This window comes from Gordonia sp. SMJS1, from assembly GCF_029866425.1.
Classification (GTDB): Bacteria; Actinomycetota; Actinomycetes; order Mycobacteriales; family Mycobacteriaceae; genus Gordonia; species Gordonia hongkongensis.
Genome location: NZ_CP123381.1, coordinates 942,102 through 958,939 on the forward strand (window position 1 = coordinate 942,102; position 16,838 = coordinate 958,939).

Below are 16,838 nucleotides of genomic sequence, written 5' to 3' on the forward strand. Positions count from 1 at the left end.
GGACTCTTCGTGACCCCTACGCCGGAGCTTTCCGGCGCAGAAGTCTGTGTCATCATCCCGGCCGCCGGGTCGGGAACCCGGCTCGGTGAGCCGGTGCCCAAGGCCTTCGTGGACGTGGGTGGACGGACGATCCTCGAGCGATGCGTCGACAACATCCCCGCCTCGCTGGGGGCGACCGTGGTCGTCGTGGTGCCCGCCGACCTCGTCGAGCGGGCATCGGCGTTGCTGACCGGCGTGCGCGTCGTCGCCGGTGGCGCTCACCGGTCGGATTCGGTGCGCGCCGGCATCGCCGCCGCCGGCCACGCCGGCATCCTGCTCGTGCACGACGCCGCGCGACCACTCACCCCCGCGCGGTGTTCACCGACGTCGTCGCCGCGATCCGCGCCGGGCATCAGGCGGTCGTCCCCGCCGTTCCCGTCGTCGACACCCTCAAACAGGTCGAGCCCGGCCCGGCCGGTCTCGAACGCGTGACGCGGACCGTCGACCGCGAGGAGTTGCGCGCCGTACAGACCCCCCAGGGTTTCACCCGTGACGCCCTCCTCCGCGCGCACGCCGATGACGCCGGTATCGCGACCGACGACGCCGGCCTCGTCGAGACATGCGGAATCGATGTCCACCTCGTCCCCGGAGACCCGCTTGCCATGAAGATCACCACGCCCTGGGACCTGCGTATCGTGCGCGACATGGTCGGTGGGCGATGAGGGTCGGCATCGGTACCGATGCCCATCGCGTCGACGCGTCCGCCGAGTGCTGGATGGTCGGTCTGTATTTTCCCGACGAACCGGGGTGTGAAGGCCACTCCGACGGCGACGTCGGCGCCCACGCGCTGTGCGATGCGGTGCTGTCGGCGGCGGGTCTGGGTGACGTGGGTTCCGTGTTCGGCACCGGTCGCCCGGAGTGGGAGGGTGTCTCGGGAGTCCAGATGCTCTCGCACGTACGGACTCTCATCGAGGCCGACGGGCTCCGCGTGGTGAACGCGGCCGTACAGGTGGTGGGCAATCGGCCCAAGATCGGACCGCGCCGTGCGGAGGCGCAGCAGGTGCTGTCCGACGTGCTGGGCGGCCCGGTGTCGGTGTCGGCGACAACGACCGACGGCCTGGGCATGACCGGCCGCGGCGAGGGGATCGCCGCGGTGGCCACCGCGCTGCTGGACGCCGCGGGCTAACCCCCCGAGCTCAGCAGGATGTCGCAGGCCCGGCCGGTGGCCTCGGCCGGCGGGGTGAGACGCGCGGCGAGACCGGCCGCGCCCGCCGCCACCGCGGGATCGGTGAGGGGGGCCAGATCGTCCGGGCCGAACCGGGCGAGACGATTGCCCGCTCCGGCGCCGGCTCCGCGCAGGGCGGCCGCCCACATCGGCTGATCGGCGCTCAACCACGCGACCACCGACGGGATCCCGGCGCGCGCCACGGCCGCCGTGGTGCCGGCGCCACCGTGGTGAACGGCACCCCCGCACTGCGGCAACAGGAGCTCGTGGTCGACGGGCCCATCGATGTGCAGCAGCCGGTCGTGGTGTGGCAGCGGGTGTTCGGTGTGCCCGATGACGCGCAGGCCGCGGGCGAGCAGAGTGGACACGATGGCGGTGATCTGCTCGCTGCTGATCTTCATGCTGCCGAAACCGACATAGACGGGTGGTTCGCCTCCGCCGATCCAGTCCAGCGCGGCGGCCGTCGCGTCGTTCCCGGCCGCCATCGCACTCCGGGACGCTTTGTCGGGCAACAGGAATCCGACCAGCGGACGCTGCGCGCCCCACTCCTCGTCGAGACCGGGGAAGAGCGCGGCGTCGTAGGCCTGGATCTCCGGCACGCCCCGCGCGCGGAGTCGGCTTCCGAGTGGGCCTTTCGCGACCGGTAGGTCGAGTTCGTGGCGGAGTCGACGGTCCGCCCCGCGCACCGTCAGCCAATAGGTGCGGTCGGCGAGCAGCCACATCGCTCGCGAGACGGGCCGGGGGTAGCGGCGGTAGCGGACGTCGAGGCTCGCGTTGGGCCGCAGCGGACAGAAGTGCAACGGCACGAACGGGATTCCACGACTCTGTGCGATCGCCTCGCCGCGGTCCTGGGCGAGCGGACCGGTCACGAGCAGATCCGAGGAGTCGGCGAGCTCGCGCATCACGCGCTCGGAGGTCGCGCGCCCGTGTTCGGCGACCTCGCCGAGTGCACGCAGACGTACGCGCGGGTTCTTCGATTTGAGGCGTTCTTTCACCAGTGGGCTCGCGAGGAGCTCGGCGGTCGACGGTGCCAGCACCTCGGTCGGCAGACCCGTCGCGGCGGTCATGTCGACCAGATCCTCCGGTACGGCCAGACGTACCCCGTGTCCGCGCCGGGTGAGCTCGGCGCCGAGCGCGATCGCCGGCTGGATGTCACCCCGGCTGCCGTGGACCGCGAATGCGAACCTCATGCGCCCCAGGGCTTTCCCGAGATCCCCCAGGCGGCGAGCTCGTCGTCGACGAGGGACCGCAGGGACGCGGCGTCGGGGATGCGGACCGGGTCGAGGGAACTGACGCTGAACATCACGTGGCCGTCGTTGATCGCGAGCCAGCCGCTGACACCGCCTTTGCGGTCGCGCAACCGCACCGGGTCGCCGGTGGCGGTGATGGCCCGGATCGACAGTGCACCAGCGGTTCCGGTGCCGAGCGTCGCGAACTCGTCGGGGGCCTGGCCGACGTTCGACGCCAGGCACAGCGGTGTGGTCACCTTGGACGCCAGGCGCCGCGTGATCGACGGGCTCAGCGCCTGCAACACGACGGCTCGTTGCGCGACGGCGCCCGAGTTCGCGGCGAGTCTGCCGTAGGCGTCCTTGCATGCGGTGCGCACCGCGGTGAGGTCGTCGTAGCGCCCGGGGACGACCTCCACGAAAGCCGTTGCGCCCGAGCTGGCGTTGGCCCGCCGGTCGTCGAGCGTGCGGGAGGAGACCGGCAGCGAGACCGGGACGACGTCCCCCTCCGACACGCGGCCGCTGCGCTCGAGGATGCCGACCATCAGGGCGGCGAAGAGACTGTTGTCGGTGCCCCCGCGGGACTTCGCCGCCCCGGTGTAGTCCGCCTGCGGGATCAGGACCGTGACATTCGGCGCGGTCTCGGCGCCCGCGACGTCGGTGTCGGTGTCGGGTGTGGGCCGGCCGGTCACCCGCACGGGGGAGGGCGGCGGGGTGGACCGGCTCGCGCGCCAGATGCGCGCGGCGGTCGTGCCCGCGGTCCACAGCAGGTCCGCCGCATCGCGGACGTCGGAGACGAGGCCGGGTTCGGCGCCGGGCACGTAGTCGAGGCCGTGGATGGCCTCGATGACCGCGACCGCTCCGGTGCCGCCGTCGGCGATGACATGGGAGATGATCAGCGAGACCAGCACCGAGTCGTCGGCGGCCGCGCGGGCGACGACGAGCCGCCACGCCGGCCCGTTCTCGAAGTCGAGCGGGGCGTCCGCCTGTGCCCGCCCCCAGGCCTCCTCGTCGCCGGCCGGTACCGGTTCGGTCTGCACCGAGACCGCGCCTGCCTCCGGGGTGTACCGCCAGTACGCGCGGCCCGGTCCACGGTGTCGGGTGACGAGCCTGCTCAGGCGCCCATAACGCAACTTCTGGCCGAGTGCGGTGATGGTGTCGACGTCGACCGTGCCGGGGAACCGCCAGAGTGTCTGGTTCACGACGGGGAGGCCGAGGACGACGTCCATCCGGACGAACAGGTCGTCGTCGGCGGTCAGGCGGTCGACGGCCTCCGGTGCCGACGTGCGGTCGGGGCGGACCAGGGATGCAAAATTCATGCTTGCCTTGCCGTTGGTTGATCGGGTCAGGTGATTGCCGGTACGGACTCCGCACTCTTCACCGCAAGACGCGCACACTACCGGACGCCTCTCCGGGAAACACGAGAGGGAAACCGAGGTTCGGTAGGGGTTCTGACGATGAGATCTTTCACACCGAGTCAGGGACCAACGGGCGACTCCCGCGCGCCCAGCGGTCATTGCTACGGCAGAAAAGCGCTCCGGCGACCTCAAAACTAAGGGTCAGAGCCATACGAGCACGTTAGTCGGACCTACGGACGTTCGAGTTCGGGTTGTCGGCCGACTCTTGCCACCGCATAGCCTTCCATTCATTTTGCTCGCCAAACTATCAATCAAGGCGGATCCGGGTTACTGTCTTGACCGTTGATAAGGGCGTCCTAACCGCGTTGGTGCGATCGGCTGTGGTGTCTGGGTCTGCGGTGGTGTCGTTGAGGACGTCTACCGAGGTGCTCGAACGCGTGGCGAACACGGAGGAAGTTGTGGAATACACCGAGCTGACCGACTATTCGATGCCCGGCGGCACCGTCACCGCCTGGGAGCCGCAGGTCGACGCCACCGAGTGGCAGACGGACTCCCGACAGCTGTCCTACATGCACCTCGAACACGCCCGCCGGGCGGTCCGCGAGGGGTCGGAGTGGTACAGCCAGTGGATCGGCACCGCCTTCCGGATCGAGCATCCGCTCGACCGGGAAGCTCTCTCCCGCACCATCATCGCGTGGTATCGCCGGCACGAGGCCTTTCGGACCTCGGTACGCGTCCACGAACCGGAGCATCCGCAGGGCGACCTGACCCGGATCACCATCTCGGCCGATTCGATCACCGTCCGCCAGCGCGACTTCGGGTCGGACCTGGCTGCCGACGAGGTCTCCGGCCTGGTCACCGACTACTTCAATCGCACGGTCACGCCGTTGAGCTGGCCGCACTGCATCGCCGTGACCGTGGAGCCGACCGGTGACGACACCGGATTCCTGCTCGTGTTCGCGGCCGACCACACCGTGATGGACGCCTACACCCAGGTGTTCGCCATCCGCGAGCTCACCGCGCTCTACGCCGCCGAGGTGACCGGTGAACCCCACGCGCTGAACCAGTTCGGCAGCTACCTCGACTTCAGCGACGCCGAGCGTCGACTCGGTGAGCAGATCGACGCGAACAACGTCGCGGTCAGTCAGTGGCGGGACTTCTTCGACGACACCCCGACCGCCGTGCAGCCCGAACCCGTCCCACGTTTCCCGCGGTTCGAGGTGCCGGCCGGTTCGCCGCGCACCATCGTGTCGGAACGCTTGCCGGACAACGGGTTCCAGGCGACCTTGTCGCACTGGCTGCTCGACGCCGCGGACACCAAGCGCTTCGACGCGGTGTGCAAGGGTGCCGGATCGTCGATGGCGGCGGGGATCTACACCGCGCTGTCCATGACCTCGGCCGCGCTGTCGGGCAGTGCGGATCTGCGATTCATCGGCCCGGTGCACACCCGTAACGCCATCGAGTGGGGCGAAGCCGTCGGCTGGTTCGTCGGCATCATCCCCGTCGCGATCCGGCCCGGCCGGCCGGCGAAGTTCACCGACGCGCTGACGGCCGTGGCGGCGACCTCCGCGCAGTACAAGAGCGTGGGTGCGGCCCCGTTCGCGCCGGTGGCCGAACTCATCGGCGGCGACGTGACGCCGCCCGGCTTCGTGGTGTCCTACATCGACCTCCGTCATGCCGAGGGTGCGGCCGACTGGACACCTCGCCAGGCGCGCGTGCTGCGCAGCGCGACGCGCGACGCCGACGAGGTCTACTTCTGGATCAACCGGATTCCGACCGGGCTCAACGTGTCCGCGCGATTCCCCGCCGACGAGAACGCCGCCGCCGTCGAGGTCTTCCTCTCCACGTTCCGCGAGATCCTGACGACGATCGTCGCCGACGGTGACTGCGAGTACACCTACCGTGCGGTCGAATCCGTGCCGGCCGGAGCGCACACCGGAGGGTCGACGGCCGCACTCGGCAGCTGATGACCGGCGCCGTGCGGACCGTCTTCGCCACGCCCCGGTTCGGTGCGCCGGGCTCGGTGGTGGTCCCGCTGCGCGACCACCTGATCGGCGGTCGGACCGTCGAGTGGGAACTGCGCGACGCCGATCGAGTGGGCCGTGCCGCGCAGCAGTGGGGGAGCGGGGTCTCGTTCCTGCAGTCCGACCACCTGGCGACGATGGGCGACAAGCGGCGTCGCGGCGAGGTGCACACCGGATTCCTGCTCGCCGCCATGCGTTTCGACACCGTCCTCGACGAGGGCGCGATGGCCGCGGCGCTCACCGACTTCGTGCGTCGGCACGAAGAACTGCGCGCGCACTACCGCCCCGGACCGGACGGTCCCCAGCGGTGGGTGGCGCCGCCCGAGGAGTACGTGATCGAGGTCGCCGACACCGAATCCGTCATCGTGGCCGGGGCCGATCTCGGCACCTGGGTCGGGCGTCGGGCGTCGGAAAAGGCTCGCGCGGAACTGGTTCCGGGGTCCTGGTGGGCGGCGACCGTCGACGACGGCGGTTTCACCTTCTTCGTGGCCACGGATCACGCGCACGGCGACGGATATTCGTCGGTGCTCGCACTGACCGAGATCACCGCGCTCTACCGTGCACACTGCGCGGGGAGGACACCCACACCGCCGGCGCCGGGCGCGTTCGGCGAAGCCGTGCTCGCCGAACGGTCCGCGGCGGCCGCGCTCCCGCCCGACGACGAGCGGGTGGCGATGTGGCGAGAGGTGTTGCTGGCCAACGACGGTCGCGCACCGCGGTGCCCGCTCGACCTGGGCCTCACCGACGACGCCCCGGCCCCGGCGGTCGCGGTGGAGCAGTGGTTGCTCGATCCGGATGCGCTCGCGCGCTGCGACGCCCGACTGGACCGGACCGGCGAGGGATTCGCCGGTCTCCTGTACGCCACCCTGGCGGTGCGTCACCGCGAGATCACCGGGGAGTCGCGGTTCTTCGTCTCCACGGTGCTCGCCACCCGCGACGCCGGGACCGCGTGGACCCAGGGCTGGCTGTGCAACTTCGCCCCGATCGCAGTGGAGCTCCCCGCCGAGCCGACGCCCTTCGACGACGTGGTGCGCGCGGCCGGACGTAGCGTGCGCGCCGCGCGCCGCGCGAGTTCGGCGCCCGCACACGGGGTCCTGGCGTTGCTGGCCGCCGAAGGCGTCTTCCGGGGCCTGGACGGCAGCCCGTACATGGTGTCCTACACCGATCTGGCGCGACTACCGATCGGCGACGACCCGGCCCTGACGACGATGCAGACCTCGAGTGGCGTCGGCCCCACGCGCAACGCCAACCTGTGGTTCACGCGGACCCCCGCGGGCCTCGTCGTCCGGTGTCATCTCCCCGACAACGACGTGGCACGCACATCGGTCGCCGACCACCTCGCACGTGTCGGCGGCATCCTCGACGACTATGCGAGCGGGAGGCCGCAGCGGTGAAGCTCTCGAGTTCGGAGACCTGGGAGGTCGAGCCGGGGGAACTGATCCGATGGCTTCCGCTACCCGGCGGCTGCGCGGCGTCGTCGAGCGCGCCGGTGTCGGAGAACGAGCGATTCCACCTGGACTCGATCGCGCAGGGGCAACCCGGCTGGATCGCGCTCACGCTCGACTTCCCCGAGCGGCTCGAGCTCGCGCGCCTTGGCGAGGTGGTGTCCACCGTCATCGCGCGGCACGACGTCCTGCGCAGCCACTACGTGGCGACCGACACCGGATACCAGCGAGTGCTGCACGGCGGCGTCGACGTCAAGGAGGACTCGCACGAACCCGACGCCGGGCTCGGGCCCGCGGAGTTCGCGGCCGAACTGGCCGGACGGATCACCGCCACGTGCAACCCGTTCGAGCCGGTGCCGCACTTCCTGGCCGCCGTCCGCAGAGCGTCGAGCACGACCCTCGTCTGCGGGTTCGACCACTGCTACGTCGACGCGCGCTCGATGGCGCTGCTGTCCTCCGAGATCTGCGATCTGCTCGCCGGCGCGGCCCTCGCTCCCGCGGAGTCCGGGCTGGACGCGCTGCGTCGGGTCGCGGGCGACGAGGCGGCGGTGCCCCCCGACGACCCCCGACTGGGCGAGTGGGGACGATTCCTGGCCGCGACCGACTGGCAGGTCCCGGAGTTCCCCGTCGACCTCGGTGTCCCGGCGGGCGAATCCGTGGAGATGCGCACGATCGTCGAGACCCTCCTGCCGGGCGATAAGGCGCGGGCATTCAGTTCGGCGGTCCACCGACACGGCGGGCGGACGTACCCCGCGGTGCTCACCTGCGCGGCAATGGCCGTCAAGTCGCTCGGCGGGCCCGACGAGCTCGCCACCGTGGTGCCCACCGGCACCGGCGCGGGCCCCGGCTGTGTGGGCTGGTCGGTGGGCAACGCGCCCCTGCGGATCACCGGCGGCGACGATCTGTTCGGGGCGGCGGAGATCAACACGGTCCGGCTCGCCGCCGCCCTGCCGCTGGCCGAGATCGGGCTGACCCCGGTCTACCTCGCCTTCGGCAACCGGCTCCGTCAGCGCCGGTCGGACGTCTTCATGATGTCCTACGTCGACTACACGCGACTGCCGGGTCCGCATCGGGGGGTACGGGCCGAACAGGTCTCCAGTGCCAAACCGACCGACACCGCGCAATGGTGGTTCTGGCGCGATGCGGACGGGATCCACGTCCGCGTGCGGCATCCCGCCACCGAGCGGGCAGTCGCAGTCCTGTCCGCGACCATCGCGGAGATGAGGGCGACCGCCGCCGCCGTCGCCGCGGAGCCGGCCGGCCCGGTCGGCGTCCCCGGTGAGGGTGCGTGAGGTGCGCGCACCTGCGGCTCGGGCCGTCGGTGGCCAGGTCAGGGTCCGGTAGGATTGCCGGTCGTGACCCTGCGCCTGTATGACACCGACTCCCGAGAGGTGCGCGACTTCGTGCCGCTGCACCCAGGCCAGGCGTCGGTGTACCTGTGCGGGGCGACGGTCCAGGGAGTTCCGCACATCGGGCACGTCCGCAGCGGTATCGCCTTCGACATCCTGCGGCGCTGGCTGACCCACCAGGGCCTCGACGTGCTGTTCGTGCGCAACGTGACCGACATCGACGACAAGATCCTGCGGAAGGCCGCGGACGCGGGACGGCCGTGGTGGGAATGGGCGGCCACCCACGAGCGTGCGTTCGACGACGCCTACCGCGCGCTGGGGGTCCTGCCGCCGTCGGCCGAGCCGCGGGCCACGGGGTTCGTCACCCAGATGATCGAATACATGGAGCGACTGATCGACCGCGGGCACGCCTACGTCGCCGACGGCAACGTGTACTTCGACGTCCTGAGCCTGCCGGAGTACGGGTCGCTGTCCGGACACCGGCTCGACGACGTGCATCAGGGCGAGAGCGCGGGGACCGGCAAACGCGATCCCCGCGACTTCACCCTGTGGAAGGCGGCCAAGCCCGACGAGCCGTCCTGGCCGACGCCCTGGGGCCCCGGCCGTCCCGGCTGGCACCTCGAGTGCTCGGCGATGGCCACCTCGCTGCTCGGCGCTGAGTTCGACATCCACTGCGGCGGAATGGATCTCATCTTCCCGCACCACGAGAACGAGATCGCGCAGGCACACGGTGCGGGAGATGCGTTCGCGCGCTACTGGTTACACAACGGCTGGGTCACCATGGGTGGCGAGAAGATGAGCAAGTCGCTGGGCAACGTGGTGTCGATCCCCGCGATGCTGCAACGGGTCCGGGCGGTCGAGCTCCGCTACTACCTCGGCAGCGCGCACTACCGGTCGATGCTGGAGTACTCGTCTGGCGCGCTCACCGAGGCCGCCGCCGGCTATCGGCGCGTCGAGTCGTTCGTGGCCCGGGTCGGCGCGCGCGTGGGCGAGGTGGTCGTCGGGGATGTCGACCCCGAGTTCGCCGCCGCGCTCGACGACGACCTCGGCGTCCCGGCCGCACTCGCGGTCGTGCACAACGTGGTTCGGCAGGGCAACACCGCGTTGGAGTCCGGTGACGGAGCCGCCGCGCTGGCGGCGGCATCCACGGTCCGCGCGATGATGGGGATTCTGGGCGTCGACCCGCTGGACGACCGGTGGGCGGGTGCCGCCGACGAGTCGGCCACCACCTCCGCACTCGACGTGCTGGTACAGGCGGAATTGCAGCGACGCGCCGACGCGCGCGTCGCCAAGGACTGGGCGACCGCGGACGCGGTGCGGGATCGGCTGGCGCAGGCCGGTATCGAGGTCACCGACACCCCCGACGGTGCGCAATGGGCATTGAAGGGTGAGGCGTGATGGCAGGGAACTCCAAGCGCAGAGGCGCGATTCGCAAGGACGGCACCAAGAAGGGGCAGACCGTCGGCTCGGGTGGTCAGCGTCGCCGCGGCCTCGAGGCCCGTGGCGCGACACCGAAAGCGGTTGACCGGCCGTATCATCCGGCCCACAAGCGAGCCAAGGCGGCGTCGAAGTCGGCGGCCGGCCGCGGCGGGGCGCGGGCCCGGGACGAAGGCCCCGAGTATGTCCTCGGCCGCAATCCGGTCGTGGAATGCCTGCGCGCCGGCGTGCCGGCCACCGCGCTGTACATCGCCACCAACTCCGAGCCCGACGAGCGGGTCGCCGAGGCGGTGAAGATCGCCGGTGACTCGGCGATCTCCATCCTCGAGGTCGGCAAACCCGAACTCGATCGCCTGTCCACCAACGGAATGCACCAGGGCATCGCGCTGCAGGTGCCGGAGTTCGAGTACACCCACCCGGACGACCTGATGGCGGAGGCCAAGGCCAGCGGCACCCCGCCGCTGCTCGTCGCCCTCGACAACATCACCGATCCGCGCAACCTGGGCGCGGTGATCCGCTCGGTCGCGGCCTTCGGCGGGCACGGCGTGGTCATCCCCGCACGACGCAGCGCGAGCGTGACGGCCGTCGCCTGGCGGACCAGTGCCGGTGCCGCGGCGCGCCTACCGGTCGCCCGCGCCACCAATCTGACGCGCACACTGAAGGATTGGGCCGACGCCGGGGCGCAACTGGTCGGTCTCGACGCAGACGGTGACGTCACCCTCGACGACTACGACGGCAGCGGCCCCACCGTGATCGTGGTCGGTTCGGAGGGCAAGGGGCTCTCTCGCCTCGTCCGCGAGAGCTGCGACTCGATCCTGTCCATCCCGATGGCCGGCGACGTCGAGAGCCTCAACGCCTCGGTCGCCGCCGGTGTGGTCCTCGCCGAGTTCGCCCGCCAGCGACGCCGCTAGCAGCATCCCTGCCGGTCAGGCCGGTGGCGCGCCGATGACGATTCCGGCGGCGGTGAGTGCGTCGCGCACGGCCTGCGCGTGTCCGACCGCGCCCGGGGTGTCGCCATGGAGGCAGACCGATCCGGCGTCGACGTCGATCAGGGTTCCGTCGATCGCGCCGATCCGGCCCGTCGTGACGAGTTCGACCACCCGTCGCGCGATCTCGGCGCTGTCCGACAACACCGCGCCGTCGGTTCCGCGCGGCACGAGGGTGCCCTCCGGGGTGTAGGCGCGGTCGGCGAACGCCTCGGAGATGGTGTCGAGTCCCGCCCGTCGGGCGCGTGACAGCACCTCCGATCCCGGTAGCCCCATGACCGCCAATCCGGCGTCGACATCGCGGACCGCGGTGACCACGGCCTCGGCCTGCTGCTCGTGATGGACGATGGTGTTGTACAGCGCGCCATGCGGTTTGACGTAGGTGACGGCCCCGCCGACCGATCGGGCGAGGGCGTCGAGCGCGCCGATCTGGTACACTAGGTCGGCGACGAGGTCCGGAGTCGTCATCTCCATGAACCGGCGCCCGAAGCCGCTGCGATCGGGGTAGGACACCTGGGCGCCGATCCGGACCCCGGCGTCGACCGCGGCCCGGCAGGTGGCGAGCAACTGCGCGGGGGTGCCGGCGTGAAAGCCGCACGCCACGTTGGCGCTGGTGACGATCCCCAGCATCGCCGCGTCGTCACCGATGCCCTCACCGAGGTCGGCGTTGAGGTCGATGCGTGCCGCGCCGGAACCCATGAGCGCATCGTAGTGGTGGCCGACCAGCGGGGACCGCCCGATCGGTGTGTGCGCGGCGGCGGGTAGACGAAGTCGTCGTTTTCGTCTACGGTGGTGGGTATGGCATTACTCGACAGTAAAGTGACCACCCGTAACGGCGTGGTCGAGGGCGCCCGGGGGAAGCGGCTGCGCAAGGGGACCATCAGCTGGCGAGGCATCCCGTTCGCGGCACCGCCGGTGGCCCATCGCCGGTTCCGTGCACCGGAGCCCGCCCACGACTGGCCCGGCGTCCGCGACTGCACCAAGGTGGCCAAAGCGGCCATCCAGGAGAAGCGGTTCACGGCCATCGCCCCGGGCAAGTTCGCGCCGATGGCCGAGGACTGCCTCACGCTGAACGTCTACTCGCCCGACGTCGCGTCGTCGACTCCGCGACCGGTGATGGTGTTCATCCACGGCGGTGCGTTCATCCTCGGCACGGCCGCCACCCCGCTCTACGACGGCGCCTTCCTCGCGCGTGCCCAGGACGTCGTCGTCGTCACCATCCAGTACCGGTTCGGTCCGTTCGGCTTCCTCGACCTCGGTCAGTTCGCCACCGAGGACCGTCCGTTCGACTCCAACGTCGGCCTGCGTGACCAGATCGCGGCCCTGCAGTGGGTCCAGGACAACATCGAGGCGTTCGGCGGGGACGCGGAGAACGTCACGATCTTCGGCGAGAGCGCCGGCGGGTCGTCGGTGCTCTCGCTGCTGTCCGCCCCGTCGACGACCGGTCTCTATCACCAGGCCATCGCGCAGAGTCCCGCCCCGGAACTGCTGATCGTCGAGCAGGACGCGGCGAAGATCTACGCGGACGAGTTCGTCCGGCTGTTGCGCGACCCGCAGCGTCGGGCGACCTCCTTCGAACGGGACGAGCCGCCCGTCGACACGGTCCACGCCCAGCGTCTGCTCACCTCGCCCAACCCGGCGTTGCTGCTGGCGGCGGGGAACCGGCTGATGCGATTCGCCACCAAGACCGCCGGTGGTGCGATCCCGTTCGCGCCCGTCGTCGACGGCGATCTGCTGCCGCGGTCACCGCTCGCCGCCGCCGCGGGTGGGCTCACGCAGCCGGTGCCGCTCGTGATCGGCAGCAACCGCGACGAGGGCAAGCTGTTCGCCAAACTCTGGAACGTCCTGGCCGACGCCGAACGCGCCCTGATGCGCGTCGAGGACGAAGAGGTCCGGCGCGAGATCGCCTCGCACTACGAGGACGGGGACCGGGATCGCATCCGGCTGGCCGGCGACTCGATCTTCTGGGCACCGATGAGCGCCTTCGCCGACGGGCACAGCGCCGTCGCCCCGACCTACGTGTACCGCTACGACTACCAGACGAAGGTGCTCGAGGCCACGGGCTTCGGGGCCACGCACGCCACCGAGCTGTTCAGCGTGTTCGGTGCCTACCGGGCCCCGATGGGTGCCGGTCTCGCCCTCGCCGACTGGCCCGCCACCGGCCGGGTCACCAAGAACGTCCAGACCCGCTGGGGCGGGTTCGCCCGCACCGGCGACCCCGGTTTCGGCTGGCCCGCCTACACCACCGCCGACCGCAAGGTCCTCGTCCTCGACGACCCCGACCACGTCGAGGCCGACCCGGACACCCTGCGGCGCCAGGCGTGGTACCGGGTGCATTCGCCGGCCTAGGCGGCCGTCGTGCACAACGAGAGAACACCCCTCAGCATCCACATCTCTGCTCCCTGAGGTGCGAGCGAAGCGAGCCACGAAGGGCTTCGCAACGTGTCTCACCAGGCCCTTCGTGGCTCGTCGCTTACGCTCCTCACACCTCAGGGAGCAAAGGGGCAGTCGCTGACGCTCCTCGCACCTCAGTAACTGCGGCCTGGCGGCCGTCGTGGACCACGAAAGAACAGTGAGCGTCCACATCTATGCTCCCTGAGGTGCGAGCGCAGCGAGCCACGAAGGGCTCCGAGACGCGTCTCACCAGGCCCTTCGTGGCTCGTCGCTAACGCTCCTCACACCTCAGGGATCAAAGGGGCAATCGCTGACGCTCCTCACACCTCAGGGAGCAAAGGGGCAGTCGCTAACGCTCCTCGCACCTCAGGGAGCAGAGGGAGCACCCCACAGACCCGCCGCGGTTTGTTGTTCTTTCGGAGCGGGTCAGCCGAACTCCCAGACCGACGGGGGGTCGGCGGCCAGGAACGACAGGACGAGCGGGTTGAACAGCTCGGGCGATTCGACGGGCAGGATGTGGGTGCCCGGGATCACGGCCAGCCGGGCCGCCGGCAGCGTCCGCGACAGCTCGAGCGCGTGCTCGAGGCGGACGAGCCCGCGATCGCCGACCACCACCAGCGTCGGTACCTCGACGCCGGTGAATTCGCTGACCTCGCACTCCGGTTCGGCGGCGAGCATCCGGACCGCCTTGTCGAAGACCGTCTCGAAATGCTCGGGCCCGTCCGGTGACGTGGTGTCGTAGTAGATGCGCAGGTAGTCCATCGTCACCGGGTCGCGGCGAGACACCCGGGAGATGAACTCGTCGGCCATCCGGCCGGCACGGTTCAGGTATCCGCCGACGAACACCAGCCGATGGACGAGGTCCGGGCGGTCCCGGGCGACGAGCAGGGCGACGGTGCCGCCGTCGGCCCATCCCACCAGATTGGCAGGCCGGCGCACGACGGTCTCGAGATAGACGATCGTGCGTGCCACGATCCGGTCGAGGTGGAACTCGCCGGGGAGGTCGGGACTGTGACCGTGACCGGGCCGTTCGGGTACGAACACCTGCTGACCGGCGTCGAGGAAGGCGGGGATCTGCGTTCCCCACGTCGACGCCGACGCGAACAGCCCGTGGAGCAGGACCATCGGCGGGCCGTATGACTCGCCGGCGGTGAAGTGCCAGATCGTCGCGTCGGCGATGTCCACGTAGACGCCGCCGTCGACGCGTTCGCCGGCGTGAACCTGTCGCATCGCGCTCCCTCGAATCTCGCCGGACGTGTCGACCTGCAGGACATGGTCGCAGAGTCGGGTGCCGGTTCGGGGCATCGTTGGCGAATCGAGATGGCACGGATGACTCGCACCGGGCGGCCCACCGGTCCGATCGCGTGAAAATATGTGCCGAGCCGTGTCGTGGGATAGGTTTCCTTCGGGGCGTTTGAGGGTCGGGACGGGGGTCACTCGAAGGGTGACGAATGCACGTGTCCTGGAAAACCCGCGGCGAGTCGCGTTGTCGACGTAGCCGTGGGCCGGCGTTGTTGCTGGTGGGCCTGCTGTTGGCCGGCATCGCCTCGATCGGGGCGCCGTCGACACCGGCCGCGCAGGCGGCGCCGGGGGATCCGCCTGCGCCGCTGAACCTTCGCGATCTCGGTTCGTCGCCGACCATCGCGTTCCCGGGACAGCAGGGCGAGGTGAGTCTGTCCCTCGCGGTACCGCCGGATCTCGCCCCCACCGAATTGCGCGGCGTCACGCAGTATCCCGCTTTCGTCACCGGCGGCAACATCGACGTCCTGCAGGAAGGCCGGCTGATCTCGCGGACGCCGATCAATCCGGCTGTGAATTCGCCGATCTCGCTGTCGCTACGCGGCGTGCGGGTCGAACGCAACGCCGCCGACATCGTCCTGCGGACCTATCTGCGCACGGCCGGATCGTGTCTGTTCGACCCCGATTCGGGGTTGCGCATCCAGAATGCGACCGTCACATACGGTGGCCGGGAAGCCGCGCCGAACAGCGTCGCCGAGTTCCTGCCGCCGGTCCTGCGCAAGCTGACCATCTTCGTCCCCGACGACGTGCGGCCCGCCGAGGGCGCTGCGGCCGTGTCGCTCGCGACCGCCGTGATCGCGAATTACGGTGCGGCGACAGTGGAGATCGAGACGGACTCGCTGCCGCGCGGCGATGCCGCACCCGACGAGGAGATCGAATCGCTCGAACGGCAGATCGTCATCAACTCGGCTCTGCCCGACGGACTCAGCCTGGGGCCGGGTGCAGGCTGGCCGGTGTTGCGGATAGGCGGCAGCGAGGACGACCTGGAGACCCAGGTCGAGTTCCTCACCTCTGATCTCTCGTCGATCGCCGTCAGCTCCGCGGCCGTGGCCGGACCGCCTTTTGCCGCACCGCAACTCGCGCCGGAGGTCACCACGCTCGCCGAACTGGGCGTGGGGGATCAGCGCGTCTCGGCGACCGGCTGGCCGACCATCTCGTTCGGGGTCGACCAGACGCGCCTGGGACGGCCGTCTCAGAACGTGCGAATGCAGCTGAAGGGCACCTACACCCCGATGGGCGGCCAGATCGCGGTGTCCGTCGGGGACCGGGTCATCGCCTCCTGGCCCGCCGACTCCTCCGGCAGCTACAACTCCTGGGTCGACATCCCCGCCGATCTGCTGACGCGTTTCACCGAGGTCACCGTCACCTACAACCACGGCGACGTCGGCGAGCAGTGTGGCGCGGGAGTGCGCAGTTCGCTGAGCCTGGACTCGTCCGGGGAGGTGCGATCCGAGGTCGCCGACCCGCCGACACCATCCGGGTTCGCATCGTTGCCGCAGGCGTTGATGCCGCGGAACTCGTTGGCCTGGACCCGCGGTGACGTCGCCGACGTCGCCCGCGCGGTGGCGCTGATGTCGGGCCTGCAGCGACTGTCGGCGGTGCGTCTCGGAGTCGACGTCGTACCGCTCGACGACGCCATGTCGGCCTCGGCCCCCGCGGTCGTCATCGCCGCGGACGGCCAGGGATTGCCCGAGCTGTCGCTGCCGGTGACCGCCGACGGCGGCACGGTCTCGGTGCTCAATCCCGACGGCCGGCGCGCCGAGGTGCTGCTGTCGCCGACCGTGCGCTTCGGTTCGCTGCAGGTGGCCCGTGATGCCGGCCGGTCGGTGCTTGTCGCGACCTCGACGAACGACGCCGCCGATCTCGACGCCCTGCTCGACTGGCTGGCCGCCGATCCCGATCGCTGGCCGTCGCTGAACGGCGACGCCTTGTTGCAGGTGTCCGGCCAGGAGCCCGTCCTCGTGGTCGATGACGACGCGCAGCAGCCGGAATCGTCGACCGGCGACACCTCCTGGGTGGCGTTCGCGGTCGTCGGGGTCGGCATCGTCGTGGTGGCGGCCGTCGCGGCGACCCTCATCCTGCGCCGTCGACGGCAACGGACCGCCGAGAGCTGACC

Annotated in this window: 12 protein-coding genes and 1 pseudogene; 9 read left to right on the forward strand and 4 right to left on the reverse strand. The window is 70.5% G+C overall.

Annotated elements, in window-relative coordinates:
• The first annotated feature begins 9 nt into the window (after positions 1 to 9).
• Positions 10 to 701, forward strand: a pseudogene (gene ispD, locus QAD21_RS04405) (2-C-methyl-D-erythritol 4-phosphate cytidylyltransferase).
• Positions 698 to 1,165, forward strand: a complete 468-nt coding sequence (gene ispF, locus QAD21_RS04410) for a 2-C-methyl-D-erythritol 2,4-cyclodiphosphate synthase (RefSeq protein ID WP_055475225.1) — start codon at positions 698 to 700, stop codon at positions 1,163 to 1,165. The pseudogene ispD and the gene ispF overlap by 4 nt, the downstream one beginning before the upstream one ends.
• On the opposite strand, the gene QAD21_RS04415 is transcribed toward ispF, so the two are convergent.
• Positions 1,162 to 2,394 (reverse strand): nucleotide disphospho-sugar-binding domain-containing protein, encoded by a 1,233-nt coding sequence (locus QAD21_RS04415; RefSeq protein WP_055475224.1) that lies wholly within the window; start codon positions 2,392 to 2,394, stop codon positions 1,162 to 1,164. The two genes, ispF and QAD21_RS04415, sit on opposite strands and share 4 nt — an antisense overlap.
• Positions 2,391 to 3,749: a hypothetical protein gene (locus QAD21_RS04420; RefSeq protein WP_055475223.1), complete on the reverse strand. Its 1,359-nt coding sequence runs from the start codon at positions 3,747 to 3,749 to the stop codon at positions 2,391 to 2,393. The genes QAD21_RS04415 and QAD21_RS04420 overlap by 4 nt, the downstream gene beginning before the upstream one ends.
• 497 nt (positions 3,750 to 4,246) lie before the next feature.
• Here QAD21_RS04420 and QAD21_RS04425 point away from each other — a divergent pair, with 497 nt between their 5' ends.
• The 5 genes from QAD21_RS04425 (at position 4,247) to rlmB (ending at position 10,954) form a co-directional block, all read left to right on the forward strand.
• Positions 4,247 to 5,755, forward strand: a complete 1,509-nt coding sequence (locus QAD21_RS04425) for a condensation domain-containing protein (RefSeq protein WP_068972229.1) — start codon at positions 4,247 to 4,249, stop codon at positions 5,753 to 5,755.
• Positions 5,755 to 7,206, forward strand: a complete 1,452-nt coding sequence (locus QAD21_RS04430; protein WP_068972203.1) for an acyltransferase — start codon at positions 5,755 to 5,757, stop codon at positions 7,204 to 7,206. Before QAD21_RS04425 ends, QAD21_RS04430 begins: the two co-directional genes overlap by 1 nt.
• Positions 7,203 to 8,549: a condensation protein gene (locus QAD21_RS04435; protein WP_068972202.1), complete on the forward strand. Its 1,347-nt coding sequence runs from the start codon at positions 7,203 to 7,205 to the stop codon at positions 8,547 to 8,549. The genes QAD21_RS04430 and QAD21_RS04435 overlap by 4 nt, the downstream gene beginning before the upstream one ends.
• A gap of 63 nt (positions 8,550 to 8,612) precedes the next feature.
• Positions 8,613 to 10,004 carry a cysteine--tRNA ligase gene (gene cysS / locus QAD21_RS04440; RefSeq protein WP_065629179.1) on the forward strand — a complete coding sequence of 464 codons (1,392 nt, stop codon included), beginning with the start codon at positions 8,613 to 8,615 and terminating at the stop codon, positions 10,002 to 10,004.
• Positions 10,004 to 10,954: a 23S rRNA (guanosine(2251)-2'-O)-methyltransferase RlmB gene (gene rlmB, locus QAD21_RS04445; RefSeq protein ID WP_068972201.1), complete on the forward strand. Its 951-nt coding sequence runs from the start codon at positions 10,004 to 10,006 to the stop codon at positions 10,952 to 10,954. Before cysS ends, rlmB begins: the two co-directional genes overlap by 1 nt.
• 15 nt (positions 10,955 to 10,969) lie before the next feature.
• Here rlmB and QAD21_RS04450 read toward each other — a convergent pair whose 3' ends face one another.
• Complete coding sequence (locus QAD21_RS04450) at positions 10,970 to 11,728, reverse strand: 5-oxoprolinase subunit PxpA (RefSeq protein ID WP_055475217.1); 759 nt, start codon at positions 11,726 to 11,728, stop codon at positions 10,970 to 10,972.
• Between the two features lie 99 nt (positions 11,729 to 11,827).
• Between QAD21_RS04450 and QAD21_RS04455 the strand changes: the two genes are divergently transcribed.
• Complete coding sequence (locus QAD21_RS04455; RefSeq protein WP_068972200.1) at positions 11,828 to 13,378, forward strand: carboxylesterase/lipase family protein; 1,551 nt, start codon at positions 11,828 to 11,830, stop codon at positions 13,376 to 13,378.
• A gap of 471 nt (positions 13,379 to 13,849) precedes the next feature.
• Here QAD21_RS04455 and QAD21_RS04460 read toward each other — a convergent pair whose 3' ends face one another.
• Positions 13,850 to 14,653, reverse strand: a complete 804-nt coding sequence (locus QAD21_RS04460) for an alpha/beta hydrolase (RefSeq protein ID WP_068972228.1) — start codon at positions 14,651 to 14,653, stop codon at positions 13,850 to 13,852.
• 221 nt (positions 14,654 to 14,874) lie between these two features.
• On the opposite strand from QAD21_RS04460, the gene QAD21_RS04465 reads away from it, so the two are divergent.
• Positions 14,875 to 16,836 (forward strand): LPXTG cell wall anchor domain-containing protein, encoded by a 1,962-nt coding sequence (locus QAD21_RS04465; RefSeq protein WP_137809742.1) that lies wholly within the window; start codon positions 14,875 to 14,877, stop codon positions 16,834 to 16,836.
• Positions 16,837 to 16,838 lie beyond the last annotated feature (2 nt).

Excerpts from the sequence above, each read along its gene's own strand:
- ispF (WP_055475225.1), top strand. The coding sequence starts at position 698 with ATGAGGGTCGGCATCGGTACCGATGCCCATCGCGTCGACGCGTCCGCC.
- QAD21_RS04415 (WP_055475224.1), bottom strand. The coding sequence starts at position 2,394 with ATGAGGTTCGCATTCGCGGTCCACGGCAGCCGGGGTGACATCCAGCCG.
- QAD21_RS04420 (WP_055475223.1), bottom strand. The coding sequence starts at position 3,749 with ATGAATTTTGCATCCCTGGTCCGCCCCGACCGCACGTCGGCACCGGAG.
- QAD21_RS04430 (WP_068972203.1), top strand. The coding sequence starts at position 5,755 with ATGACCGGCGCCGTGCGGACCGTCTTCGCCACGCCCCGGTTCGGTGCG.
- rlmB (WP_068972201.1), top strand. The coding sequence starts at position 10,004 with ATGGCAGGGAACTCCAAGCGCAGAGGCGCGATTCGCAAGGACGGCACC.
- QAD21_RS04450 (WP_055475217.1), bottom strand. The coding sequence starts at position 11,728 with ATGGGTTCCGGCGCGGCACGCATCGACCTCAACGCCGACCTCGGTGAG.
- QAD21_RS04455 (WP_068972200.1), top strand. The coding sequence starts at position 11,828 with ATGGCATTACTCGACAGTAAAGTGACCACCCGTAACGGCGTGGTCGAG.
- QAD21_RS04460 (WP_068972228.1), bottom strand. The coding sequence starts at position 14,653 with ATGCGACAGGTTCACGCCGGCGAACGCGTCGACGGCGGCGTCTACGTG.
- QAD21_RS04465 (WP_137809742.1), top strand. The coding sequence starts at position 14,875 with ATGCACGTGTCCTGGAAAACCCGCGGCGAGTCGCGTTGTCGACGTAGC.